Origin of the sequence: Streptomyces sp. DT2A-34 (assembly GCF_030499515.1) — a bacterium.
GTDB lineage: Bacteria > Actinomycetota > Actinomycetes > Streptomycetales > Streptomycetaceae > Streptomyces.
This window is the reverse complement of sequence record NZ_JASTWJ010000001.1, coordinates 8,537,136-8,562,866: the sequence shown is the minus strand read 5'-3', so window position 1 is coordinate 8,562,866 and position 25,731 is coordinate 8,537,136. Positions and strand designations below refer to the sequence as shown.

Annotated in this window: 17 protein-coding genes and 2 pseudogenes; 10 read left to right on the top strand and 9 right to left on the bottom strand. The window is 72.1% G+C overall.

What is annotated here, in order from left to right; genetic code table 11:
* Positions 1–4 precede the first annotated feature (4 nt).
* The 5 genes and pseudogenes from solA (at position 5) to QQM39_RS38265 (ending at position 6,993) form a co-directional block, all read left to right on the top strand.
* Positions 5–1,158, top strand: a pseudogene (gene solA, locus QQM39_RS38285) (N-methyl-L-tryptophan oxidase).
* 11 nt (positions 1,159–1,169) lie between these two features.
* Positions 1,170–2,345, top strand: a complete 1,176-nt coding sequence (locus tag QQM39_RS38280) for an aromatic ring-hydroxylating dioxygenase subunit alpha (RefSeq protein ID WP_302002209.1) — start codon at positions 1,170–1,172, stop codon at positions 2,343–2,345.
* Positions 2,326–3,792 (top strand): aldehyde dehydrogenase family protein, encoded by a 1,467-nt coding sequence (locus QQM39_RS38275; RefSeq protein ID WP_302002208.1) that lies wholly within the window; start codon positions 2,326–2,328, stop codon positions 3,790–3,792. Before QQM39_RS38280 ends, QQM39_RS38275 begins: the two co-directional genes overlap by 20 nt.
* 94 nt (positions 3,793–3,886) lie before the next feature.
* On the top strand, positions 3,887–5,446 hold the full coding sequence (locus tag QQM39_RS38270; protein ID WP_302002207.1) for an APC family permease: 1,560 nt from the start codon (positions 3,887–3,889) through the stop codon (positions 5,444–5,446).
* Complete coding sequence (locus QQM39_RS38265; protein ID WP_302002206.1) at positions 5,443–6,993, top strand: GMC family oxidoreductase; 1,551 nt, start codon at positions 5,443–5,445, stop codon at positions 6,991–6,993. The genes QQM39_RS38270 and QQM39_RS38265 overlap by 4 nt, the downstream gene beginning before the upstream one ends.
* 69 nt (positions 6,994–7,062) lie before the next feature.
* On the opposite strand, the gene QQM39_RS38260 is transcribed toward QQM39_RS38265, so the two are convergent.
* The 4 genes from QQM39_RS38260 to QQM39_RS38245 all read right to left on the bottom strand — a co-directional run bounded on the left by QQM39_RS38260 (position 7,063) and on the right by QQM39_RS38245 (position 15,200).
* Positions 7,063–11,853, bottom strand: coding sequence for a hypothetical protein (locus tag QQM39_RS38260; RefSeq protein WP_302002205.1), 4,791 nt, complete (start codon positions 11,851–11,853; stop codon positions 7,063–7,065).
* Between the two features lie 57 nt (positions 11,854–11,910).
* Positions 11,911–12,792, bottom strand: coding sequence for a hypothetical protein (locus QQM39_RS38255; protein ID WP_302002204.1), 882 nt, complete (start codon positions 12,790–12,792; stop codon positions 11,911–11,913).
* A gap of 31 nt (positions 12,793–12,823) precedes the next feature.
* On the bottom strand, positions 12,824–14,350 hold the full coding sequence (locus tag QQM39_RS38250) for a hypothetical protein (protein ID WP_302002203.1): 1,527 nt from the start codon (positions 14,348–14,350) through the stop codon (positions 12,824–12,826).
* A 154-nt stretch (positions 14,351–14,504) separates the two neighbouring features.
* Positions 14,505–15,200 carry a GntR family transcriptional regulator gene (locus tag QQM39_RS38245; protein WP_302002202.1) on the bottom strand — a complete coding sequence of 232 codons (696 nt, stop codon included), beginning with the start codon at positions 15,198–15,200 and terminating at the stop codon, positions 14,505–14,507.
* A gap of 144 nt (positions 15,201–15,344) precedes the next feature.
* On the opposite strand from QQM39_RS38245, the gene QQM39_RS38240 reads away from it, so the two are divergent.
* From QQM39_RS38240 to QQM39_RS38220, 5 genes are read left to right on the top strand one after another with little or no spacing between them, the layout of a single operon-like run.
* Positions 15,345–16,637 carry an MFS transporter gene (locus QQM39_RS38240; protein ID WP_302002201.1) on the top strand — a complete coding sequence of 431 codons (1,293 nt, stop codon included), beginning with the start codon at positions 15,345–15,347 and terminating at the stop codon, positions 16,635–16,637.
* On the top strand, positions 16,634–17,482 hold the full coding sequence (locus QQM39_RS38235; RefSeq protein WP_302002200.1) for a putative hydro-lyase: 849 nt from the start codon (positions 16,634–16,636) through the stop codon (positions 17,480–17,482). Before QQM39_RS38240 ends, QQM39_RS38235 begins: the two co-directional genes overlap by 4 nt.
* A 20-nt stretch (positions 17,483–17,502) precedes the next feature.
* Positions 17,503–18,261 carry a LamB/YcsF family protein gene (locus QQM39_RS38230; RefSeq protein WP_302002199.1) on the top strand — a complete coding sequence of 253 codons (759 nt, stop codon included), beginning with the start codon at positions 17,503–17,505 and terminating at the stop codon, positions 18,259–18,261.
* Complete coding sequence (locus tag QQM39_RS38225; RefSeq protein ID WP_302002198.1) at positions 18,258–18,887, top strand: allophanate hydrolase subunit 1; 630 nt, start codon at positions 18,258–18,260, stop codon at positions 18,885–18,887. Before QQM39_RS38230 ends, QQM39_RS38225 begins: the two co-directional genes overlap by 4 nt.
* Positions 18,884–19,753 (top strand): biotin-dependent carboxyltransferase family protein, encoded by an 870-nt coding sequence (locus QQM39_RS38220; protein ID WP_302002197.1) that lies wholly within the window; start codon positions 18,884–18,886, stop codon positions 19,751–19,753. Before QQM39_RS38225 ends, QQM39_RS38220 begins: the two co-directional genes overlap by 4 nt.
* A 217-nt stretch (positions 19,754–19,970) precedes the next feature.
* Here the strand turns inward: QQM39_RS38220 and QQM39_RS38215 are convergent.
* From QQM39_RS38215 to QQM39_RS38195, 5 genes and pseudogenes are all read right to left on the bottom strand, one after another.
* Positions 19,971–20,813: pseudogene (locus QQM39_RS38215) on the bottom strand (SGNH/GDSL hydrolase family protein); the annotation flags it as partial.
* Entirely contained in the window at positions 20,810–21,973 is a 1,164-nt protein-coding gene (locus QQM39_RS38210) for a glycosyltransferase (RefSeq protein WP_302002196.1), read from the bottom strand. The gene QQM39_RS38210 and the pseudogene QQM39_RS38215, both read right to left, overlap by 4 nt.
* Positions 21,974–21,993: 20 nt before the next feature.
* Entirely contained in the window at positions 21,994–23,124 is a 1,131-nt protein-coding gene (locus QQM39_RS38205; RefSeq protein WP_302002195.1) for a glycosyltransferase family 1 protein, read from the bottom strand.
* 197 nt (positions 23,125–23,321) lie between these two features.
* Positions 23,322–24,740, bottom strand: a complete 1,419-nt coding sequence (locus QQM39_RS38200) for a HEAT repeat domain-containing protein (RefSeq protein WP_302002194.1) — start codon at positions 24,738–24,740, stop codon at positions 23,322–23,324.
* 301 nt (positions 24,741–25,041) lie between these two features.
* Positions 25,042–25,434: an ankyrin repeat domain-containing protein gene (locus QQM39_RS38195; protein ID WP_302002193.1), complete on the bottom strand. Its 393-nt coding sequence runs from the start codon at positions 25,432–25,434 to the stop codon at positions 25,042–25,044.
* Between the last annotated feature and the right edge of the window lie 297 nt (positions 25,435–25,731).

Here is a 25,731-nt window from a genome sequence, read left to right as displayed (position 1 = left end):
GCCGGTGTCCCCCACCTACGACGTGATCGTCACCGGCCTCGGCGGCATGGGCAGCGCCGCCGCCCACCACCTCCGCGCGCGCGGCGCCCGCGTGCTCGGCCTGGAGAAGTTCGGGCCGGTACACAACCGCGGCTCCAGTCACGGCGGTTCACGCATCACCCGGCAGTCGTACTTCGAGGACCCGGCGTACGTCCCGCTGCTGCTGCGCGCCTACGAGCTGTACGACGAGCTGGAGCGGGCCACCGGCCGGGACATCGCCACCCTCTGCGGCGGCGTCATGGTCGGCCGCCCCGACACACCGGCCGTCTCCGGCTCGCTGCGCTCGGCCCGGCAGTGGGACCTGCCGCACGAGACGCTGGACGCGCAGGAGATCCGCCGCCGCTTCCCGACTCTGGCTCCGAAGGACGACGAAGTGGCCCTGTACGAGAGGAAGGCCGGTTTCCTGCGGCCCGAGAACACCGTCGCAGCGCACCTTCAGCTGGCCACCCGGCAGGGTGCCGACCTGCACTTCGACGAGCCGATGACGCGCTGGGAGCCGTACCGGGACGGAGTCCGCGTCCACACGGCCGAGAACACCTATACCGCCGGCCAGTTGGTGATGTGCCCGGGCGCGTGGGCGCCGCAGCTGCTGACCGACCTCGGAGTGCGTTCACCATTGAGCGGCAAGTCATGTACTGGTTCCAGCCGAAGCACGGTATTGATCCGTTCCGCCCCGAGAATCAACCCATCTACATCTGGGACGACGCGGCCGGCGTCCAGGTGTACGGCTTCCCGGCCATCGACGGCCCCGATCTCGGTGCCAAGGTCGCCTTCTTCCGCGGGGGAGAGGTCACCACTCCGGACACCATCGACCGGACGGTCCACGAGGACGAGATCCGGGCCATGGCGGACCACATGTCCGGTTGCGTCCCGGACCTGCCCGGCACCTTCCTCAAGACCGCGACCTGCATGTACTCCCTCACCCCCGACGAGCACTTCGTCATCGCCCGCCACCCCGCGCACCCGGAGTCGGTCACCGTGGCCTGCGGGTTCTCCGGGCACGGCTTCAAGTTCGTGCCCGTCGTCGGCGAGATCCTCGCCGACCTCGCCCTGACCGGCACCACCGAGCACCCGATCGGCCTGTTCGACCCCGCCCGCCTCGCCGCCGCGCCCGCCTGAGGAGCACGCACGTGACGACGACACCCGTTCCGGAGACTCCGCTCTCCGCGGCCCACCAGATCTCCCCCAGCCTCATCGCGACGCTGCCGGGCCACTACTACACCGACCCCGAGATCTTCCGGCAGGAGCAGGAACACCTCTTCGAGTCGACGTGGTTCTGCGCCGTCCGCAGCGCCGACCTGGCCAAGCCGGGTGCCTTCCGCACCGTCCAGGTCGGCCGCGAGAACGTGTTGATCACCCGGACCCGCAAGGGTGAACTGCGCGCCTTCCTCAACGTGTGCCGTCATCGCGGGGCGCGTCTGTGCATGGAGGACTCCGGTGAGGTCCGGCGCAACATCCAGTGTCCCTATCATGCTTGGACGTACGATCTTGACGGCAAGTTGATCGCCGCCCCCAACTTGATCAAGATGCCGGACGTCGACCGCGTCGAGTACGGGTTGATCAATGTGGCCCTGCGCGAGTGGCTGGGCTACGCCTGGGTGTGCCTCGCCGGTGAACCGCCCTCCTTCGAGGACACCGTCATGTACGCCGCCGTCGAACGCCTCGGCGACGCGGCCGCGATCGAGCACTACGGCACCGAGAACCTCGCCCTCGGCAAACGCATCACCTATGACGTGAAGGCGAACTGGAAGCTGATCGTCGAGAACTTCATGGAGTGCTACCACTGCGCCACCATCCATCCCGAACTGACCGATGTGCTCCCGGAGTTCGCGGACGGCTACGCGGCCCAGTACTACGTCGGCCATGGCGCCGAGTTCGGCGAGGACGTGCGGGGCTTCACCGTCGACGGCAGCGAGGGCTTCGCCAGGCTCCCCGCGGTCACCTCCGACCAGGACCGCCGCTATTACGCCATCACGATCAAGCCGACGGTCTTCGTCAACCTCGTACCGGACCATGTGATCCTGCACCGCATGTTCCCGCTCGCCGCGGACCGCACGGTCGTGGAGTGCGACTGGCTGTACGCGCCGGAGGTGGTGGAGTCCGGGGCGGATGTGTCCAAGTCCGTGGAGTTGTTCCACCGCGTGAACGCGCAGGACATCGAGGCGTGTGAACGCACACAACCGGCCATGTCCTCGCGGGCGTACCGCAGGGGTGGTGTGCTGGTCCCCAATGAGCACCACATCGGGATCTTCCACGAGTGGCTGATCGAGAAGCTCGGAGGCGACCATGGCCGACCTGTTCATTGACGGCGAGTGGCGGGGTGCGGTGGACGAGCGCACCCGGGAGATCCGATGTCCCGCCGACGGCTCGCTGGTCGGGGTGGTGGACGAGGCGGGCGGCAAGGACACGGTGGAGGCGATCGCCGCCGCCCGCCGCGCCTTCGACGAGGGGCCCTGGCCCAGAACCTCGCCCGCCGAGCGCGGTGACCTGCTGCTGCGGGTGGCCGACCTCCTCGTACGGGACAAGGAGGCGCTCGCGCGGGCCGAGTCCCTGGACACGGGCAAGCGGCTCGTCGAGAGCGAGTACGACATCGACGACATCGTGAACTGCTTCCGCTACTTCGGGCACCTGGTCGCGAACGAGACCGGGCGGGTCGTCGACACGGGGACGGAGGGCGTCGACAGCCGGGTCGTGCACGAACCGGTCGGCGTCTGCGCGCTCATCACCCCCTGGAACTACCCGCTCCTGCAGACGGCCTGGAAGGTCGCCCCGGCACTCGCGGCCGGCAACACGTTCGTGCTGAAGCCGAGCGAACTGACTCCGCACACGGCGATCCATCTGATGCGGCTCCTGGAGGAGGCCGGTCTTCCGCCGGGCGTCGGCAACCTGGTCCTCGGCGCCGGTCCCCAGGCGGGCGCCCCGCTCGGCGACCATCCGGACGTCGACCTCGTCTCCTTCACCGGCGGACTCCAGACCGGCCGACGCCTCATGGCCGCCGCGGCCGGGACCGTGAAGAAGGTCGCGCTCGAACTCGGCGGCAAGAACCCCAACATCGTCTTCGCCGACGCCGACTTCGACACGGCCGTCGACATGGCGCTGACCGCCGTGTTCCTGCACTCCGGGCAGGTCTGCTCGTCCGGAGCGCGGCTCCTGGTCGAGGACCGCCTGCACGACCGGTTCGTCGACGAGGTCGTACGCCGGGCATCGGGCATCCGTCCGGGCGGGCCGTTCGACGAGCGGGCGCAGACCGGGCCGCTGATCTCGGCGGCGCACCGGACGAAGGTCGAGGCGTACGTGGCCAAGGGGCTTCAGGAGGGCGCGGTGCTGCGCTGCGGCGGCGCGCGCCCGACCGGGCCCGGGTACGACGAGGGCTTCTACTACCTGCCCACCGTTCTGGACGAGTGCGCCGCGGGGATGTCGGTCGTCCAGGAGGAGTCGTTCGGGCCGGTGCTCACCGTCGAGCGCTTCAACGGTGAGGACGAGGCGGTGCGGCTCGCCAACGGCACGATCTACGGGCTCGCCGGCGCCGTATGGACGGGCGACGAGGCCAGGGCCGCGCGGGTCGCGGCCGCGTTGCGCCTCGGCACGGTGTGGATCAACGACTACCACCCCTACGTGCCGCAGGCCGAGTGGGGTGGCTTCAAGCAGTCCGGCTTCGGACGCGAGCTCGGGCCCTCGGGGCTCGCCGAGTACTGCGAGACGAAGCACATCTGGCGCAACACCAATCCCGCTCCGCAGGGGTGGTTCGCCTGACTCCCGGGTAGCAGCACGCTCACCACCGGTCCTTGATCGGCGGCACCCGCCCGAGCCGCTCACTCCCCTTCCCCGGCACACGAGGAGTCCGCCCATGTCGACAACGGAGCAACCCACCAGTCCACACAGTCACGACGACGCCGAACTCGCCGAGTTCGGCTACAAACCCGAACTCAAGCGCACCCTCGGCAACTTCCACACCTTCGCCGCCGGGATCAGCTACATCTCGATCCTGACCGGGACCTTCCAGCTGTTCTACTTCGGCTACGGCAGCGGCGGCCCCGCCTACTGGTGGTCGTGGCCGATGGTCTTCGTCGGCCAGTTCATGGTCGCCCTCTGTTTCGCGGAGCTGGCCGCCCGCTATCCCGTCGCGGGCTCGGTCTACAACTGGTCGAAGAAGATAGGCAATCCGCATCTGGGCTGGCTCGCCGGCTGGATGATGTTGATCGCGTCCATAGTGTCCATATCGGCCGTGGCGCTGGCCTATCAGTTGACACTCCCCCAGATCTCGTCGGTCTTCCAGATCGTGGGGGACGGCACCGGCACGTACGACGTGGCGACCAACGCGGTCATCCTGGCCGCGGTGTTGATCCTCTTCACCACCTTGGTGAACGCCTTCGGCGTCAAGTTGATGGCGAGAATCAACACGGCGGGCGTGTTCATCGAGTTGATCGCCACCGTCGTATTGATCGTCCTGTTCGCCGTCCACATCACCCGCGGCCCGCAGGTGGTCATGGAGACCAACGGCACCGGCACGGGCTACGGCGCCGGATACCTGGGCGCGTTCCTGGTGGCGTCGCTGGCGTCCGCGTACGTCATGTACGGCTTCGACACGGCGTCCTCCCTCGGCGAGGAGTGCCTGGACCCGTCACGCAACGCGCCGCGCGCCATCATCCGCGCCATCGTGGCCTCCTTCGTCCTCGGTGGCCTGATCCTTCTGCTGGCGCTGATGAGCGTCTCCAGCCTGAAGGGCGAGAAGCTGTCCACGGACGGCCTGCAGTACGTCGTGCTCAACGTGCTCGGCCCGACAGCCGGCAAGGCGATGCTGTGGTGCGTGCTGATCGCCGTCACGGTGTGCGCCCTGGCGGTCCACACGGCGGCGATCCGGCTGGCGTTCGCGATGGCCCGGGACAACAACCTGCCGGCGTCCTCGCTGCTGGCCCGGGTGAGCCCGCGCTTCCAGACGCCGGTGCTGCCGACCGTGATCATCGGGATCCTGGCCCTGGCGATCCTGGTGGTCAACATCCGTCAGCCGCAGATCTTCACCGTCGTCACCAGCATCGGCATCATCATGATCTACCTCGCCTACCTCGGTGTCACCGCCCCGATGCTGGTGGCGCGGCTGCGCGGCAAGTGGCAGCCCGCAGGCGACGGCAAGTTCTCCCTGGGCCGGTGGGGGCTGCTGGTCAACATCGTCGCCGTGGTGTGGGGCGCGGGCATGACGATCAACCTGATCTGGCCGCGCGCCTCGGTCTACAACGCGACGGCTCCGTACCACTGGTATCTGCAATGGGGCGCGGTGCTGTTCGTCGCCGTCATCGCGGGCGGCGGCTTCGCCTACTACTGGTTCGTCCAGCGGCACCGCACGGGCGTCCTCGCCGAGCACAGCCTGGCGGGCACGGACACGCCGACCAAGGAGGTCAACTCCCTGTGAGCAGCGACGAGTTCGACTATGTCGTGGTCGGCGGCGGCACCGCGGGCAACGTCGTGGCGGCCCGGCTGACGGAGGATCCGTCGGTCACGGTGTGCGTCCTGGAGGCGGGGCCGAGCGACGTCGACGACGACAACATCCTCAGACTCGAACGCTGGATGGGTCTGCTGGAGTCCGGCTACGACTGGGACTACCCCGTCGAACCGCAGGCCACCGGCAACAGCTTCATGCGCCACGCCCGTGCCAAGGTGCTGGGCGGCTGCTCCTCGCACAACTCCTGCATCGCCTTCTGGGCCCCGGCCGAGGACCTCGACGACTGGGCGGGCGCGGGCTGTACGGGCTGGAGCGCTGCCGACCTCTTCCCGCTCTACCGTCGGCTGGAGAACAACGACGCCCCCGGCGACCACCACGGCCGCACCGGCCCGGTGAAGCTGCGCACACTGAAGAGCGAGGACCCCTGCGGTACCGCCCTGTTGGAGGCGTGCGCGCAGGCCGGCATACCCACCGTCGGTTTCAACACCGGCAAGACGGTGATCCGCGGCGCCAACTGGTTCCAGATCAACTCCGACGAGAACAACATCCGCCAGTCGTCGTCGGTGGCGTACCTCCACCCGGTCATGGGCAAGCGGCCGAACCTGGAGATCCGTACGGGCGTACGCGCCAAAAAGCTCGTCCTCGACGGGCGGCGCTGTGTGGGCGCCGAGTATCTGGACCCCGACCTGATCCACACGCGGACGGTACGGGCCCGGCGCGAGGTGATCGTCTCGTGCGGGGCGATCGACTCGCCGAAGCTGCTGATGCTGTCGGGCATCGGCCCCGCCGGGCATCTCCGTGAGGTCGGCGTCGAGGTCGTCGTCGACGCGGCAGGCGTGGGCGAGAACCTCCAGGACCACCCCGAGGGCGTGATCATGTGGGAGGCCCGGCAGCCGATGACCACCACATCCAGCCAGTGGTGGGAGGCCGGGATCTTCTACGACACCGAGCCCGGCCTCGACCGGCCGGACCTGATGTTCCACTACGGCTCGGTGCCGTTCGACATGAACACCGCGCGGCACGGCTACCCGACCTCCGAGAACGCCTTCTGCCTCACGCCCAACGTCACGCGCGCGAAGTCACGCGGGACGGTGCGGCTGCGGACGCGGGACCACCGGGACAAGCCGAAGGTGGATCCGCGGTACTTCACGCACGAGCATGACGTGCGGGTGATGACGTACGGGCTCAAGCTGGCGCGGAAGATCGCCTCGCAACCCGCGCTGAGCGGCTGGGCAGGCGCCGAGCTGGCCCCTGGCCCGGACGTGCGGACCGACGACGAACTGCTCGACTACATCCACAAGACCCACAACACCGTCTACCACCCGTCCTGCACCGTGAAGATGGGCGCGGACGACGACCCCTCGGCCCCGCTCGACGCGCGGCTGCGTGTCAAGGGGGTCGAGGGCGTCAGGGTCGCGGACGGCTCGGTCATGCCGGATCTGGTCACCGTCAACCCGTGCATCACGACGATGATGATCGGCGAGAAGTGCGCGGACTTGTTGAAGGAGGACGCGTAGCCGCCCCAGCGGCGCGGGGAACTGCGCGACCAGCCGCACACGGCCCGCAGTTCCTCACCGGCCGCGCCACTACGGCACATTCACCGCCGGGCGCTTGAACATCCGGGTCGCGGTGATCTCGCTGTGCACGGCCTCCTCGGCGGAAGCCTCACGCGGCAGTCCCGGGCGGAGGTGTTCCTCGACGCGGATGTACTTCAGGCCGGCCCTGAGGTCGGCGTCGTTGCGCAGTCGGATGACCAGCGGGAACTCCGCCAGCGCGGTCGTGTCGAACAGGCCGGTGGTGTAGAGGAGTTGGACGCCGAGCGCGTCCGACACGGCCCGTTGGAGCTCCAACAGGTACGTGGCGTTGGCGCGTCCGATGGGGTTGTCGAGGAACAGCGTGCCCGCGTGGCGGTGTTTGTCGCGGCCCCGGTCATTGCTCCTGAGCGCCGCCATCGTGCAGTACAAGGCGATGGCCGCCGTCAGCAGCTGACCACCGGAGAACACGTCACCCATCTGCCCGACGGGCACGCGCTCGGCACGCAGCACCGCGTCCGGCTTGAGGATCTCGACGGCGACGCCCTTGGGCTGGAGCGCCGCGGCGACACCGCGCAGCAGCAGGGACATACCGTCCCGGCGCAGGTCCGAGTTCTTCCTCACCGCCGCCCGGGTCGCCTCGTCGATCACCTCGCCCAGCCGTTCGGTGAGCGTGGCCTGGTCGGGCTCCTCGAAGCGGATGCGCAGGAACTCCTGCCCGGACCACTCGCCGAGCCCCTCGGGCAGCCGGGAGAGCCGCTGGGCGGACCGCAGGGTGGCCAGCGCCGACTCGACCAGGCCCCGGAGCCGGTCCACGATCGAGTCCCGGTTCCGCTCCAGCTGCGCCAACTCGTCGGTGAGCACGCGGAGCCGGGGAGCGAAGGCGTCCGCCCACTTCTGCGCGTGCTCGGGCAGCGTGGACGCGGGCAGCTCGCGGATCTGCTGGCGAGCCGCGGTGCGGACCTGCTCGTAGCGCGTGGAGTTGGCGTGCCGTACCAGCACGTCACTCGCCTCGCGTACGGCGGCCTCGGCGGCGGAGAGGTCGGCGGCGCAGCCCCGCAGCGAACGGCGGGCCTCCGCGGCGGACTGCCGGGCCTCGTCGAGGCTGCCGGGGTACGGCTCGAGTTCCTCCTGCTCCTCCTCGGAGGTGTGCTCGCGCAGCAGGTCGCGCAGCATCGCGGCGATCTCGTCGAAGCCGCCCGCGGCGTCCTCGGCGGCGCGGTGCGCTTCGAGGAGCTCCGCGTGCGCCTCGCGGGCCTGCCTCAACGCCTCGGTGCGGGAGGCGAGTTCGGCGGTCGCCGTGCGCAGCAGTGCCTGCGCGTGTTCGGCGTCGCGCGGCTGGAGCTCCTCGGACAGCTCGGTGTGCGCCTCCCCGTCCTCGGGCGCGTGCCGCTCGGCCTCGCCGCGCAGCCGGCCGAGCTGCTCGCTCGCGCTGGACACACGGGTCTCCAGGAGCTGGACCAGCTCCTCCGCGCGTGAGGCGGCCGCCTGCCGGGAGGGGCCGTCGGAGCCGTCGGGCGACTGTAGGAGCTGTTCGGCCCGGGTCCGGACCTTGTTGCTCAGCCGGTCCAGCTCCGCGAGCGCCGCGCTCTCGTCGCTCTCCGCGCGGGCCTGCTCGGCCCTCAGGTCGGCGCCGACGCCGACCTTCTCGTACAGCTGGGAGGCCGCCCGGTACGCCTCACGGAGCGCGGGCAGGGACGCCCTCGGGGCATCCGCCTCGGCGTCCGGGACGTCGTCGGGGGCGCCCGCGATCTCCGAGCGCTCGGCGCGCAGGGCACGCGCGGTACGGCGCGCGTCGTCGGCGGCGCGCTGGGCGGCACGGCGGTCCTCGTCGGCGGCCCGGGCGCGCTCCAGGCAGGCCTGGGCGCGGGCCTCGGACTCGGTGGCCTCGTCGGCGAGTTCGCGCAGCTTGACCTGCCAGCCGGCCCGCTCGCGCAGCCGGAAGGCCAGCCCGGCCAGGGCGTCCGCGGCGCGCCGCGCCTTCTGCGCGGCCTCCTGTCGCTCGTCGCGGACCTGGGCGGCCTCGGCGGCGGCTTCGTCGGCCTCGGCCCGCACGGTCCGCGCCTCGGCCAGTTCGGCCTCGGACTCCTCGGCGAACGCGCGCGCCTCCCAGGCCGCCTGGGCCAGCTCGACCAGCCGCCCGGCCGGGCAACCGGTCCGCCACGAGGCGAGCCGCGCCGCCAGCTCCCGGTCCTTGCCGAGCCGCGCGGCGAGGGCGCGGATCTCCTCGTCCCGCTCGGTCGCCCGAGCGCGCAGCGCCTGCCGCTCCTCGTCGGCGGCGTGCTCGTCGTGCATGGCGGGGTTCGGCGGCACGAGGAATACGTCGGGAGAGGGGCCGTGGGGGGAATCCGGCGCCGGAGTCGGGGCGAGCAGTGCGGCTGCCGTACCGACCGCCACGGCGGACCGGGGCAGCAGTGCGGCGTCACTCAGCACCTCGCGGGCACGCGCGTGCGTGTCCGGGTCGGTGATGATCACGCCGTCGACCAGTTCGGGCCGGGCGGCCAGCACACGCGCGTGGTCGGTGGGGTCGACGGCCTGGGCGAGGTAGCGCCAGCCCGGCAGGGCGGGGATGCCCTGCTCGCCGAGGAACTCCACGGTGGCCAGCACGTCCGGGCCGGGCGGCAGCAGCCCGCCGTCGCCGAGCGCGCCCAGGATCCGGGCGTCGTCGGCGGCGGCCGTACGCAACTCGAAGAGCTGCCGCTCGGCCGTGGCGACGCCGTCTTCGAGCAAGTCGCGCAGCTCGTCGGCGAAGCGATCGAGTTCCTCAGGCGTGAGGGCGCCTTCGGCGAGGGGGCGCGGGGCGCGGGGACCGGCGAGCCCACCGGCGCCGGAAGTGCCCCTCCGGCCGCGCGACGCCGTGTCGGAGCCGGTCGAGTCGGAGCCGGCCGACAGGTCGTCGCCTGCGGCCGCCGCCCCGCCCTGGGCCCCGACCGCCCCGCCGGGCGCGCCGTCCCCCTCCGTGCGGGGCGCGGGCACCCCGGCCCGCTGAACGCCCGAGGCGGACGGCAGGCTCAGCAGTTCGGCCAGCCGCTCCTCCCCCGCGAGCGCCTCGGCAAGGCGGTGCTCCGCCTCGTACGACCGCTCCGCCGCCGTGGCCGCATCCGCCGCGCGGGCCGCCGTCAGCTCCGCACGGGACTCGGCCGAGGCCGCCTCGCGCGCGTGCTCCGAGGCTCGCCGGGAGGCCTCGCGCGCGGTGTCCCAAGCGGCGACGGCGGTCTTCTCGGCGTCGCTCGCGGCGAGGGCCGCGCGGGCCGGGTCGGCGTCGGGTGCGCTGTCGTCGAGCCAGCCGGCGCGCACGGCCTCGGCGGTCTCCTGCTCGACCTCGGACAGCCGCTGCCGCAGATGCCCGATCTCACTACGGGCGCGCTGCGCCTCGGTCGCGGCGGCAGTCGAGTCGCGGTACGCGGACTCGCTGACCTCCTGGAGGGCGGCGGACCGCTCCTCCCCCTCGTTGGCGAGGGTCTCGGCGCTCTGAGCGGCCGCGTGCAGGGCCCGTACGAGATCTACGGCGGCCTTGGCCCGGGCGGCCAGCGCGGGCGCCGCGTCCCGCTCGGCCTCCTGGATCGCGGCGGCCACGCGCGCGACGCGGTCGGCTGCGGCGCGGTGCCGCAGGACGGCCTCGGCGGCCTGCCAGGCGGAGTGCAGGGTGCGCGCGTCGGCGAGCTCGCGCTTCTGCGCGGCCGCCGACTTCTCGGCCGCCGCGAGCGCCAATGAGGCGTGTCGGTAGGCGAGTTCGGCGGCGATCAGGGCGCTGCGCTCCCGCGCCGCCTCGGTGTGGGTCACGGCGTACGCGGCGGCGGTGACCCGCTGTGCGAGGTCGCCCGCCCGGACTCGCTCCTGGACGCCCCGCGCGGAGAGCCGTCGGGCCAGGGTCCGGGTCCGCCGCTCGGCACCGGCGTGGATGTCACGCGCGCGTGAGCGTGCCTCGGCGGCCTCGACGATCCGTCCGAGCAGGTCCACGGACCCGGCGGTGAAGTCCCGTTCGGCGATCAGCTCGGCGCGTCGGCCCAGCTTGTTGCCGAAGCCGCTGACCAGGTCGGCAAGGCCGTCGGTGTCCCGCGTGTCCGTCACCGCGCGCAGCAGCAGGTCGGTGAAGTCGGAGTCCTTCTTGACCGCGAAGAGGCCGGCGGCCTCACCCTCGTCGGCGTTCATCTCCCGCTGGTAGCGGAAGAGTTCGGGGTCGAGGCCGAGGTCGCCGAGGTGCTCGATCCACCGGTCGTGGATCTCCTCCCAGTGCACCTCCAGATGCGGATACGCCTTGCCCGCCTCCGTGATGGCGTCCCGGAAGCCCTTCATGGTGCGGCGGCGCCCCTGCGCGCCCGACTGGCCCTCGACGGGCGGCCGTACGGCGGTGGACTCGGCGACGGGCAGGTTGTCCAGGCTCAGCCCGGGACCAGGCCGGAAGGAGTACCAGGCCTCGGCGAACTTCCGAGGATCGTTGGAGACTTGGCGCCCGCGCCACTCGCTCACCTTGCCGACCACGACGCACTCGCCGGTGAGCGTGTGCTGCCACTCCAGCGCGACATGCCCGCAGTCGTCGGCGAGCAGGAACTTCCGCAGCACACCGGAGCTGGCGCCGCCGAGGGTGTTGCGGTGGCCCGGCAGCATCACGGAGAAGATCAGCTTGAGCAGGACCGACTTCCCGCCGCCGTTCTCCAGGAAGAGCACCCCGGCGGGCGCGGGCCGGCGCGGCGGGCCGACGGGCTCCTCCTCGAAGAACTCCGCCTGCGTCGGCGCGGGGTCGGGCACGGGCTCGCCCACCCCGCGCAGGTCAAGCACGGTGTCGGCGTAGCGCGCACCGGCCGGTCCGATGGAGTAGAGACGGACCCGGGACAGCTCGTACATGGCGGACTCTCGTAAGTCTTCGGCTGAGTCTTGGTCAGATCAGGGATGTTCGGGGCTTCAGGCGGAGTGGAACGGCAGCCCGGCGTCGGCCACCAGCTCCAGGTCGTCCGTGTCCTCGGCGGGCAGCAGGCTCGGGGTGCCGTCGGTGACCGGGACCACGCCCAGCTCCAGCAGCTCGGCCATGGCGGCGGTGCCCGCCAGGTCACGTACCTGGAGTTGGTAGCGAGCCGTGGTGCGGTAGGTGCCGCCGTTGTCGTCGCCGGTGCGCTGCAGGAAGCCGGAGTCGGTGAGGAAGGCGGCCGCCTTGCCGACGATGCCGGTGGTCGAACCGGCGAGTCTGCGCGCGTCCTTGGTGGCGCCCGTCGCGCTGCGTCTCACCCAGATCCGCCAGGCGGCCTCCAGGCCGGGCGCGTCCGTCGCCGGATCGGTGTTCTCGCCCTGCTCCTCAGCACGCTCCTCCAGCCGTCGGCAGGCCTGGCGTACGAAGGCGTCGACGCCGTTGACCGTCACGCGCCCGATGTAGCCGTCGTCGGCCAGGTCCTCGGGCCGCGGGAACGCCATGGCGGCGATGGCGAGATGGGCCAGTCCGTGCAGGAAGCGGTCGCTGCCGTCGGCGGACGTACGACGCGCGTAGTCGCCCATGCGCACGGCGAACACGGAGTCCTCGGCGGCCGTCACGGCCATCCCCGCGCGCGGGGACACCTCCAGCACGACCAGTCCCAGTCCGGCGGCCACAGCGTCCGCGAGCCGGGCGAACGGGGGGTCCTCCCGGTACCGCCGCAGCAGTTCCGTGTACTCCTGGTCCCGCGCGGGCTGCAACTTCGGCTGCAGCCCGAAGGCGACCAGCCGAGCCGCGTCGGCGGCGTCGGCCGGGGTGACGGCGGCGGTCGCCGGCGGGGTGGGGACCTCCGTGTCACTCCACTCGACGTGCTCGCTCACGGTCGGGGCTCCTTGCTGCGCTGTCGCTCACTCATGCTGCTTCCGTCCTGTCCGCCGCCATCCCCGCCGCGTCCAGCAGAGCCGTCCCCACGATCAGGTCGGCACCACCGAACTCGGGATCGTCCAGCTCCGTCCCGTCGTCCACGGCGAACAGCAGCTTCCCCTCGCCCTGCCGATAGGCGGTACCGACCGGCGGGCTGGCCGCGTGGACGGCCAACAAGGCGACCAGGTACGGCAGTTCGGGGTCCTGGTGCCGCGCCTGGGCCAACAGCCCGGACAGCCGCCGCGGAGCATCCGCCGGCAGATCCAGCAGGTCCATCGCCGCTGCCAGCTGCTCCTCGCTGAACCGGCTGTCGTCCGGCGTCGCGATGAGGTCGGGCTCGGGCATCTCGGCGCCCAGGTGCTCCCGCTCCACGGGCGGCGTCAGCAGTATGTCGACGAGATCGGCGACCCGCACGGACACCGGCGTACGCATCCCCGTCCCGCGCGCGAAGAAGGCGTCCGTGACCCGGACGGACTGCTCCAGGGGCAACGGCAGGACAGGGGCCAGGAGGTGCCCGTACAAGTCTGTCCCCGACGTCGTCATGGGCGTCGCGAAGGCCTGCCGGTCCTGCTCGGCGCGGAACAGCGGTCCGGCCTCCAGCAGCCGGGACTGCAGCTGCGTGTGCCGTCGGATGCAGTCCTTGACGATGTCGACGAGCTCGGCCGCGCGGCGCTTGTGCTCCGGGTCCTCGGTCTCGTCGCGCGCTTTGCGGATGTTGGTGAGGATCGCGTTCTCATGGCGGTACCGGTCGGCGACGTGGTCGAGCGCCTCGGCGATCATGTCCGGTACGGCGTTCAGCCAGTCGACCGCCCTGACGTTGCGCCGGGTCGCGTCCAGGGCCCTGCGGAGCGTCTCCGAGTACTGCACGGTCCGGTAGCGAGCCTGCTCGGCGGCCAGCTGCGCGTCGGCGAGCCGGCCGCGGTTGATCAGCACCTCCAGCTTCACCTCGGCGGCGATCTGCGCGCTGGTGACGTCGGTGTCGAGGGCGCCGACCAGGACGTTGACCGCCTCGTCGGTCGTACGGAGATACACCGTGCCGCCCGGCCCCGGCACCTCCTCGATCAGCTTGAAGTCGTAGTCACGGCGGACATAGCTGCCGTCCGGCGCGAACGTGCCGTATACGGCCCGGAAGCCGCGGTCGACGCTCCCGACGTTGATCAGGTTCTCCAGGACCCAGCGGGCCACCCGCTCGTGCTCGGCGACGGGGCGCTGCGGGGCCTGGGCCGCGATGCGCGGGATGAGGCGGGCGACGATCTGGTCGTGGTCCGCGCCCGTGTCGAAGTCCATGTTCAGTGTGACCAGGTCGATGGCGGCGAGCGCCACCTCCGCCATGCCGTACACCGAGTACTCGCCCGCGAGATTGGCCTTGCGCGCGTCGAGGTCGTGCAGCGGCGCGGTGCAGGCGAGCGCGCGCAGCCGGCGCGCCAGGCCCTCGTCGGCGGCCGGGCCCGGAGCAGGGCGCGGCCCCGCGCTGAGCTGGGGCGGAACACGGTCCGTCGATGCAGGCGAAGTCACGGTGCACAGACTAGGTCCTCGGTCTGACAACGACCCAAACGACGGCGCTCCGCTGGTTCGGCCGAGGAAATGCGGGCTGAGTGTCGACTGCGGGCCGTCTTGGGCTGGTCGCGCCCACGCGGCGGAGCCGCATATGGATACAGCCCCGCGCCCCTCAGGGCGTGCCCGTCACCCGGCGCCGGTAGACCTCCACGACCCGCTCCAGGGAGTCATCGAGATACCCGGCGAGCAACTTCTCGGCCGCGGCCTTGTCGCCCGCCTCCAGCGCCTGCAAGATCTGCCGATTGCGTGCGAGATACGGCTCGTGCAGCCGCTTCGGGTCGTCCACCACGTGGAAGGCCAGTCGCAACTCCGCGAAGACGCTGCGCATCAGCTCGTCGGTGCGGGCGCTTCCCGCCAGGGCGACCAGTTCCCGGTGGAAGTGGATATTGGCCGTACCCACACCTTTCCAGTCATCCTCGGCAGACGCCCGGCGGCCCTCCTCGACGGCCGCCGCAAGGCCGTCCAGACCGTACGGCGGCTCGCCGAGCCCTCGCACGACGGCGCACTCGACGAGCCCGCGCGTCCGGTAGATGTCCTCGACGTCCTCCACCGCCAGGACCCGTACGAACACACCCCGGTTCAGCTCGTGCACCAGCAGCCGTTCATGGGTGAGCAGCCGGAACGCTTCGCGCAGTGTGTTGCGGGACACACCGAGCGCCCCTCCGATGCTGTCCTCCGACAGCCGGGTGCCGGGCGGGAAGAAGCCCTCGGCGATGCGACTTCTGAGGATGTCCGAGACCCGCTCCGCCGTGCTCGTGCGCCCCAGGAGGGCACGGTCGTCGGCCAGTCCGCCCAGCTGCTCTGCCATGCCCGGAATTCAACCGCAGACACGAGAACGAAACAACACGGGTATTGAAGGATCGTTCAACGATCCTCTACCTTGCTGCTCACGGTTCCCGCCCACCGTTCAGCTCAGTTCCGCACCCTCCGTCCCCATCTCTGCGAGGTGCCCATGAGCACGACCCCTCCACCGCAGGCTCTGACAGACCCCACCACTGACGAACGCGCCGCCGACGACGGCGCGTTCGCCTGGCTGCGCGCCCTGGGTCCGCGCGGCCGCCGCGCCTTCGCGGGCGCTTTCGGCGGTTATGCCCTGGATTCGTACGACTACTTCACCCTGCCGCTGAGCATGGTGGCGCTGGCCGCGTACTTCGGCCTGGACAGCGGCCAGACCGGCCTGTTCACCACCGTCACGCTCGTGGTCTCCGCGATCGGCGGCGCCCTCGCGGGCGTGCTGGCCGACCGGATCGGCCGGGTCAGGGCGCTGATGATCACGGTCATCACCTACGCCGTCTTCACCGTCGCCTGCGGCTTCGCGCCCAACTACGAGACGCTGCTGGTCTTCCGCGCCCTCCAGGGCCTCGGTTTCGGCGGCGAGTGGGCGGTCGGCGCGATCCTGGTCGCCGAGTACGCGAGCGCCAAGCACCGGGGCCGTACCCTCGGCGCGATCCAGAGCTCGTGGGCCGTCGGCTGGGCGCTGGCCGCGATCATGTACACGCTGGTCTTCTCGTTCGTCGACGACGACCTGGCGTGGCGCGTGATGTTCTGGACCGGCGCACTGCCCGCCCTGCTCGTCATCTGGATGCGACGCCGGGTGCACGACGCCCCGGAGGCGGTGGCCATACGTGAACAGAGCACGGAGAAGGGCTCGTTCGCGGCCATCTTCAAGCCCGGCCTGCTGCGTACGACGATCTTCGCGGGGCTGCTCTCCACCGGCGTCCAGGGCGGCTACTACACCCTCGCCACCTGGGTGCCGACCTATCTGAAGACCGAGCGCGACCTGTCGGTCGTCGGCACCGGCGGCTATCTGACGTTCCTGATCTCGGGCGCCTTCATCGGCTATCTGACCGGCGGTTACCTCACCGACCGGCTGGGCCGGCGGCGCAACATCTGGCTGTTCGCGCTGCTGTCGGCCGTCTGCATCCTGGCGTACGCGAACATCCCGGACGGCGCCAACACCCTGCTCCTGGTGCTCGGTTTCCCACTCGGGTTCTGCATGTCGGCGATCTTCAGCGGCTTCGGGTCCTACCTGAGCGAGCTGTACCCGACGGCGGTGCGTGGCACGGGACAGGGCTTCACGTACAACACCGGCCGCGCGGTGGGCGCCGTCTTTCCCACCACGGTCGGCTTCCTGGCGGACAGCTGGGGCGTGGGCGGCGCGCTGGTCTTCGGCGCGATCGGCTACGGCATCGCGGCGCTTGCCCTGCTGGGGCTGCCGGAGACGCGCGGGAAGGAGCTGGTGTGAACCGTACGGAGGACCGCCCGCTTACCGTCACCGCAGACCGCCCGCTCACCCTCGTCGACGAGCACGCGCACGCGTGGAGCCCGCAAACGGCACGCGCCCGCTTCCGGGAGGGCCTCACGGGCCCCACGGCCGGGGTCGCGGCGGGCCACACCCAGGTCAACCTGATCTCGGTTCCCGCCGACTGGGCGTACGACATGCTGCTGTTCTGCCAGCGCAACCCCAAGCCCTGTCCGGTCCTCGACGTCACGGACGCCGGTTCCTGGACCACCGTCCTGGCCGAAGGCGCCGACCTGCGCACCGATCTGCCGCGCTACCGGGTGTGGCGGGACGGCGAGCTGGTGGAGGAGCCGACGGACGTGCGCGCGCACTGGCGCGACGACCTGGTGTCGTTCCTGATCGGCTGCAGCTTCACCTTCGAGTGGGCGCTGGCCGAGGCGGGCGTCCCGATCCGCCACGTCGAGCAGGGCCGCAACGTCCCGATGTACGTGACCGGCCGCCAGTGCCGTCCGGCGGGACGGCTGCACGGCCCGATGGTGGTGTCCATGCGCCCGGTGCCGCCGCAGCACGTGACGGCGGCCCTGAGGGAGACCGGCCTCCTGCCGGCCGTGCACGGCAGCCCCGTGCACTGCGGCGATCCGTCGGCCCTCGGCATCGCCGATCTCGGCCGGCCCGACTTCGGCGATCCGGTGGACGTGGAGCCGGACGACATCCCCATGTTCTGGGCCTGCGGAGTGACCCCGCAGGCCGCGGTGATGGCCTCGCGCCCGCCGTTCGCCATCACCCACGCGCCAGGTCAGATGTTCCTGACCGACGCCCGCGACGAGCAGTACCGCATCGTCGCCTGACTGAGGAAACGACGTAACCCATGACCTCCATCGATCTCAACGCCGACCTCGGCGAGGGCTTCGGCCGCTGGCAGCTCACCGACGACGAACGGCTGCTGTCCGTCGTCACCAGCGCCAACGTGGCCTGCGGCTTCCACGCCGGGGACGCGGCCACCATGCGGCGGGTGTGCGAGCAGGCGGCCGAGCGCGGGGTACGGATCGGCGCCCAGGTCTCCTACCGGGACCTGGCGGGGTTCGGGCGGCGCGCGATGGACGTGCCGCCCGCCGAGCTGGCGGCCGAAGTGGCGTACCAGATCGGCGCCTTGGAGGTCTTCGCGCGAGCGGCGGGCACGCGCGTGTCGTACGTCAAGCCGCACGGCGCGCTCTACAACCGCGTCGTGCACGACGAGGAGCAGGCCGGCGCGGTCGTCGGCGGGGTGCTCCTCGCGGACGCCGCGCTGCCCGTGCTCGGCCTGCCCGGCTCGCGGCTGCTGGAGCTGGCCGCCAAGGCCGGACTCCCGGCCGTCACGGAGGCCTTCGCCGACCGCGCGTACACCGAGCAGGGCACGCTCGTGCCGCGCGGCCAGGACGGCGCCATGGTCACCGACCCGGAGGCCGTAGTGGAGCGCTCGGTGGGCCTGGCACGCTCGGGCGTGGTCACCTCGCACTCCGGAGTTCCCGTCGGGGTACGCGCGCGTTCCCTGTGCCTGCACGGGGACACGCCCGGCGCCGTCGAGCTGGCCCGCCGGGTGCGGGCCCGGCTGGAGGAGTCGGGTGTCCGGGTGGAGGCCTTCGTATGAGGGCGCTGCCGGTCGGCGACGACGCCCTGCTCGTCGAGGTGTCCTCGGGTGCGGAGGCCCAGGCGCTGCACGCGGAGTTCCTCCGGCGCCGTACGGAGGGCTCGTTGTCGGTCCGCGAGATCGTGCCCGCCGCCCGGACGGTCCTGCTCGACGGCCTCGCCGACCCGGCCCGCCTGGCCTTCGAACTGACCACGACCGAGGTGCCACCCGCTCCCCCACGCGCGCGTGACGTCGTCGAACTCCCGGTGCGCTACGACGGCCCGGACCTGGCCGAGGTCGCCGCGCACTGGGGCGTCACCCCGCACGAGGTGGCGCGCATCCACGCGGGCACCGAATTCAGCGTCGCGTTCTGCGGTTTCGCCCCCGGATTCGGCTATCTCACCGGCCTGCCGCCCCGCTACGACGTCCCGCGCCGGGCCACTCCGCGCACGGCCGTCCCCGCCGGTGCGGTGGCGCTGGCGGGCCCGTACACGGGCGTGTACCCGCGCTCGTCGCCGGGTGGCTGGCAGCTGATCGGCACCACGGACGCGGTGTTGTGGGACCACACGCGCGTGCCGGCCGCGCTGCTGTCACCGGGCACGCGCGTGCGCTTCGTTCAGGTGGAGAGTTTGGTGGGGAGCGCATGACCGACCGCGCGCTCTCCGTCGTACGCGCCGGCGCGCTCACCACCGTGCAGGACCTCGGCCGTCCCGGGCATGCCCACCTCGGCGTGCCCCGCTCCGGAGCACTGGACGGGCCCGCCGCAGCGCTCGTCAACCGCTTGGTCGGCAACGCCCCGGAGGCGGCCGTACTGGAGACCACGCTCAACGGCTGTGCGGTGCGGCCACGTTCGACGGTGACCGTGGCGATCGGCGGCGCGCCCTGCCGCGTCACGGTGGACGGACGCCCGGTCGCCTGGGGCGCTCCGGTGCGCGTGCCCGCCGGTGCGCTCCTGGACGTCGGCGCTGCCACGTCCGGCGTACGCAGCTATGTGGCCGTCTCCGGCGGCATCGCCGTCGAGCCGGTCCTCGGCAGCCGCTCCACGGACCTCCTGTCCGGCCTCGGCCCGCCGCCCCTCACGGACGGCGCGGTACTGCCGCTGGGCCGACCGACGGGGCTTCACGCACGCGTGGACGTCGCCCCGCAGCCGGCGCCCCCCGCCGAACTGGTCCTGCGCGTGACGCCGGGCCCGCGCGACGACTGGTTCACACCTGAGGCCGTGCGCGCCTTCACCTCCCGCGTGTACAGCGTCTCCCCCGCGAGCAACCGCATCGGGCTGCGCACCGAGGGACCCGCCCTGGAACGGGCCCTGACCAGCGAACTCCCCAGCGAGGGCGTGGTCCTGGGCGCGGTCCAGGTCCCGCCCGACGGCCGCCCTGTCGTCTTCCTGGCCGACCACCCGACGACGGGCGGCTACCCCGTGATCGCCGTCGTCCGCCCGGCCGACCTCCCGGCCGCCGCCCAGGCGGTACCGGGTACGCCGGTCCGGTTCGTGGCCGTGCGCCGACGCTGACGCCCGCCACGCGCGCGTGCCGCTACGCCGCCTCCGGTTCGGGCTGCCGCTTCGGGGCCGAGCGCTGCCCTGGCAGCAACAGTCCCTCCGGCAGCGGCAGCTGACCCGGCACCGACAACCCCTCCGGCAGGCACCGCTGCCCCGGGGCCGACCGGTGCTCCGGCAGCGACCGATGCTCCGGTACCGACCGTTGCTCATGCACCGGCACCGGCACCGGCTCGGGCACCGGCTCGGGCACCGACAACGAAGCCAGCGCCACCGACACCGCCTGTGCCGCGCGCAGATCGAGTCGGCCGCAGGTGCCCTTCGCACGGTGCCGCATCTCCGTGGCGGCGAGGCGCAGCAGCTGGGGCAGCAGGTCGTTGCACCGCCGGAGCACCCAGGCGGTACCCGCGGTGGCCAGCCACAGCAGGCTCGCCGACTTGGTGGGCGGCGGGAACTCGGGCTCGGCGGCGGGCGCCGCCCCGGTCGTCACCCCGGCGTCCGCCAGCAGCTCGTGGAACCGTATGGCCAGCTGTCGGTGCCCCCGCTCCCCGGGATGCAGCCGGTCCGCGCTCCACATCGCCCGGTCGTCGACCCAGTCGCCGTCGGCCGCGTGCAGGTGCAGGGCGCCGTACCGCTCGGAGAGCGCGTGCACCACGGTGTTGACCGCCCGCTGCCGCCGCGCGAGGGGGTTGCCCAGCACTCCGGGCAGCCCGAGCATCGAGCCGGGGTCGGGCAGGCACGCGGTGAGCACGGCGGTGCCTTGCCGGGCCAAGGCGGCGTAGACCTTGTCGAGGCGTTCGGCGATGTGGTGGATGTCGAACGTGCGGCGCAGGGTGTCGTTGACGCCGACGAGGACGGAGGCGACGTCCGGGCGCAGGGCCAGCGCGGCGGGCAGCTGGGTCTCCAGCACGTCCCGTGTCTGTGCCCCGCTGGCCGCCAGGTTGGTGAACTCGGCGGGCGGTTCGGACAGCCCGCCGGCGAGCAGCGCGGCCCAGCCGCGCCACCCGTTCCCCACGGGATCGCCCACCCCCTCGGTCAGCGAGTCCCCGAGGGCGACGAACCGGAGCGGTCTCATGCCGCGCCCTCCGCACGCGAGAAGGGACGCACCGGCACGGCCGCGTCGTGCGCGGTCAGGAAGGCGTCCACCGCGGTGCCCCACCCGAAGCACTCCGCACGCGCGCGTGCCGCCTCCCGGCGCTCGCGCTCGGGACGGTCGAGCAGCATCTCCACGGCGTCCGCGAAGGCGTCCCCGTTGTCGGCCGCGGTGGCCCCGGAGGAGCCGATCACCTCCGGCAGCGCGGACGACGCGCTCGCCACGACGGGCGTGCCGCAGGCCATGGCCTCCAGCGCGGCGAGCCCGAACGTCTCGGCGGGCCCGGGTGCCAGGCAGATGTCGGCGGAGGCCTGGAGCGCGCCGAGCAGACTGCGGTCGGCGACATGCCCGAGGAAGGTCACCGGCAGGTCGCGCTCCTGCGCCCGCTGTTCGAGCCGCGCCCGCAGGGGGCCGTTTCCGGCCACCACGAGCACCGCCCGCACCCCGCGTCCGCGCAGCGACTCCAGGGCGTCCAGCGCGGTGCCGGGCCGCTTCTCCACGGAGAGCCGGGAGCACATCACGAGCAGCTTCTCGTCGGCACGCGCGTGTGTCTCGCGCAGAGCCGCGTCGCGCAGCGTGGGACGCCGGTTCATCAGGTCGACGCCCAGCGGAGCCCGTACGACGTTGCGGGCGCCGATCCGCACGAACTCCCGCTCGGCGAACTCGGTGGTGCACACGACCTTCGCGTACGTGTGGGCCGTACGGACGTTGAGGGCGTCCGCGGCGCGCCGGGACAGGTTCTCCGACAGGCCCCAGGTGCGCAGCACGCCGTCGGCGGTCTCGTGGGAGACCATCACGGCGGGGACCCGGGCACGGCGGGCCCACCTGCCGGTCCAGCGCAGCGTCGTACGGTCGGAGACCTCGAGGCGGTCGGGGGCGAGCTCCTCCAGGAGGGCCGCGACCCGCCGCTTGTCGATGAGCACGCGGTAGCCGCCGGTGCCGGGCAGCATCGGGCCGGGCAGGGTGATCACGCGGCCCTGCTCGGTCTCGCAGTCGCTGTACTTCTCACCCGGCACGACCAGGACGGGATCGTGGCCCGCCAGCTTGAAGCCCTTGCCCAGCTCGCGCAGCGCGGTGCGCAGCCCTCCGGAGGCGGGGGCGACGAAGTTCGCCAGCCGGACGATGCGGAGCGAGCTGTTCATACCGTTGCGAGACGACGTGTTCATACCGCCACCGCCGGCCTCCGTGCCTTGAGCACGGCCTCGTAGTGGTCGATGAGCTGGTCGCCGATGGCCGCCCAGGTGCGGCCCTCGACCGTGGCACGCGCGGCGGCCCCGTACGCGGCCCGCAGCGCGGGGTCGGCGGCCAGGGACCGCACGGCGTCCCGTACGGCGTCGGCGTCGCGCGGGGGCACCAGGAGCCCGGTGCGGCCGTGGTCGACCAGGTCCAGCGGGCCGCCGGCGGCGGGCGCGACGACGGGCACGCCGCTCGCCATGGCCTCCTGCACGGTCTGGCAGAAGGTCTCGAAGGGGCCCGTGTGGGCGAAGACGTCGAACGAGGCGAAGATCCGGGCGAGGTCGTCTCCGCCGCGGCGGCCCAGGAAGACCGCGCCGGGCAGTGCCTCGGCGAGAGCGGGCTGGCTCGGCCCGTCGCCGACGATCACGACCTTCACGCCCGGCATGCCGCACACACCGGAGAGCAGCTCGATGTGCTTCTCGGGAGCGAGCCGCCCGACATAGCCGACGATGATCTCGCCGTTCGGGGCGAGTTCGCGGCGCAGCGCCTCGTCCCGGAGTTCGGGGCGGAAGCGTGCGGTGTCCACGCCGCGTGCCCACAGCTTGAGCCTGGGCACGCCGTGGGTCTCGAGATCGCGCATGGACGCGCTGGACGGGACGAGGGTGAGGTCGGCGGCGGAGTGGACGGACCGTATGCGACGCCAGGCCGCGGCCTCGCCGGCGCCCATGTAGGTGCGGGCGTATCCGGCCAGGTCGGTCTGGTAGACGGCGACGGCGGGGATGCCGAGCCGGGCGGCGGCGGCCATGCCGCGGACGCCGAGGACGAAGGGGCTGGCCAGGTGCACGATGTCGGGCTGGTGCTGGATCAGCGCGGCGGCGAGGCGCCGACTGGGTAGGGCGACCCTGACCTGGGGATAGCCGGGGAGCGGAAGGGAGGGGACATGGACGACGGGGCAGGGCGCCAGGGCGGCGGCTGCCTTCTGGCCGGGAGCGGGGGCCGGGGCGACGACGAGGGGAGCGTGACCGCGATCGACGAGGTGTCGGGCGGTCTGGAGCGCGCAGTGGGCCACGCCGTTCACATCGGGGGGAAAGGATTCGGTCACGATGACGACACGCATACCGGTGTTGTCGCCGTGCTGGACGTGGCCGCGTCAAAGTGGATCTTTCCGAACGACAAACGTCCCATGAGCGTTCCGCTGCGCCCCCGAGCGGGTCAGGTCATGTCCATGCGCACCTGACCCGCAGGTCATCCGGAGTTCACCCGGCGGGCGGATCTCCGCGACATTCACAGGGCGGACACACGCCCGCCCGATGATCAGCCGGCGGTGGCGTCCGGCCCGAACCGGCTGCGTACGGCCGTCTGGACCTCGGCCTCCTCGGCCGGGTCGGCGGCGAGCCGGCGCAGTCGCTCGACCACGCGCGTGTCACCGGTCTCGGCGTGCCTGGCGGCGATCTCGCGGGTGGACTCCTCGCAGTCCCAGAGGCACTCGACGGCGAAGCCGGACGCGAAGGAGGGGTCGGTCGCGGCCAGGGCACGGGCGGTGCGGCCGCGCAGATGCGAGGAGGCGGTCTCGCGGTAGATATGGCGCAGTACGGGGGCGGCGCAGGCGATACCGAGCCGTCCGGTGCCGTCGACGAGGGTCCACAGGGTCGGCGCGTCGGGGCCTTCGCCGCGTACGGCCTCTCGTAGGGCCGCGAGGACGAGGTCCTTGTCCTCGGCTCCGCCGCGGCAGGCGAGCATGCGTCCGGCGGCGGCGCCGAGCGGGTCGGGCCGTCGGGCCCAGCCACGCGCGCGGTCGACGGCTGCGATGCTGCGCATCCGTTCGAAGGCGTCGAGGGCGGCCTCCACGACGGCCGCCGATCCGGTGATCACGGCCGCCTCGATCAGGTCGAGGGCGTCCCGGTCGTTGCTGTCGACGAGGTAGCGCAGGGCGGTGCAGCGGGCTCCGTCGGTGCCGTCCTTGGCGGCGGCGACGATCTCGGGCCGGTCCTCGGGGCCCGCGACGGCGCTGAGGCACCGAGCGGCGGGCACATGGAGCGCGGCACCGCGCTCGATGCCCTGCTGGGCCCACTCGAAGACGGCCTGCACGCTCCACCCCGGACGGGGCCCGGTAGGTCGCATCTGCCGTTGCCAGCGGTCGAAACAGCCGGCCTCCTGAGCGGCACGCACACGCGTGGCGATCGATTCGCGCGGATCCTCGGCCCACAGCCGCCACGGCCGTGGCTCAAAAGCGTCGCGTACGGCGACGGCCAGCTCGGCCTCGCCCTCGGGATCGGCCGGGAAACGCGCCAGGACGGGCGCGGCGAGGGCGCGTAGGCCCGCGTCGTCGTCCCTGAGCGCCAGCTCGTCCAGGGCCCAGGCCCAGTTGGAGCCCGTGGCGGCATACCTGCGCAGCAGCTCCAGGGCGTCCCGCCTGCCGTAGGAGGCGAGGTGGCCGAGGACGGCCAGGGCCAGCCCGGTGCGTGACTCCTCGGTGTCCAGGGCGTCCTCGACGTCGAAGAGGTGCGCCTCGATCTCGTCCAGCTCGCCGTTCAGGTCGAGGTAGAGACGGGCGTAGTACAGGGAGCGGTTCTCCACCTGCCAGTCGTGGCGGGGGTCCCGCAGCACACAGTGGTTCAGGGCCGCGAGCGCCTCGGCGCGCGGGGCGGTGAGCGCGTGCAGTGTGCCGTCGCCGCGACCCCGCTGGAGCAGGCCGAGCAGCGTACCGCTGGGCGCTATGACCGGTTCGAACATGGGAAACAGCCTCACATCAAGCGTCGACGCAACCGGGGTTCTTGCTTCACCTGGCCGCGTGACAACACGTCGGGGCGCCCGCCGTTTCCTGCTTGCTGTAGACCATCTTCCTCTGCCTCTCGTCGGTGGCCCATGCGGACCGCATCACGGCCCGCGCGGTGCGGCAACACCTGCCCAGCCATCGCGTCCGTGAATCACGACGTCATGATGACTCGGCACTTCCATCTGCCGCGACCGAAATTTCGGCGGCCCTGTACCGCCTCCCCCGTTTTCCGTGTTTTCGCTGGTCAGAAAGGGCGGCTCAGTGCACGCCGAACAGTTCGAGCAGTTCCCGCTTGTCGAACATGCGGGCCGTGTCGACGGCTGACGGAGTACCCGCGGCCGGGTCGGCACCGGCCTCCAGCAGTGCCTTGATCACTTCCGTCTCACCCTTGAAGACGGCACCGGCGAGCGGTGTCTGGCCCAGGTCGTTGACACGGCCGGCCTCGGCACCCCGGGCGAGCAGGGCGCGCACCGCGTCGGCGTGGCCGTGGTAGGCGGCGAGCATCACGAGGGAGTCGCCGCGGTCGTTGGTGAGGTTGGCCGGGACACCCGCGTCGACATACGCCACGAGCGCCTCGGTCTGCCCCTGCCGGGCCAGATCGAAGATCTTGGTCGCCAGCTCCACGACCTCGGGGTCGGGGGCTTCAGTCATCGGCCGGACCGCCTCTCACTACAAACACGGGGACTGCGGGGGACTACGGGAACTGCGGGGAGCACGGGTACGGCCGGCGAGCGGTGTCGGCCGTACGAGTGATTCGCCAGGGTACTGGCTCGCGCCGCACATGACCCGATCCGCCCGAGGCAAAGATCATCGCAGACACGGCCGGACGCAACAGTCCTGCTCATCCGCACCGCGACACTCCGCCACTCGAAGGAAATCAGCCGAATTTCACCCAGTTGCACCTTTTATCGTATGGATACATCCTGTGAGCCTGGAAGTACTCATGGT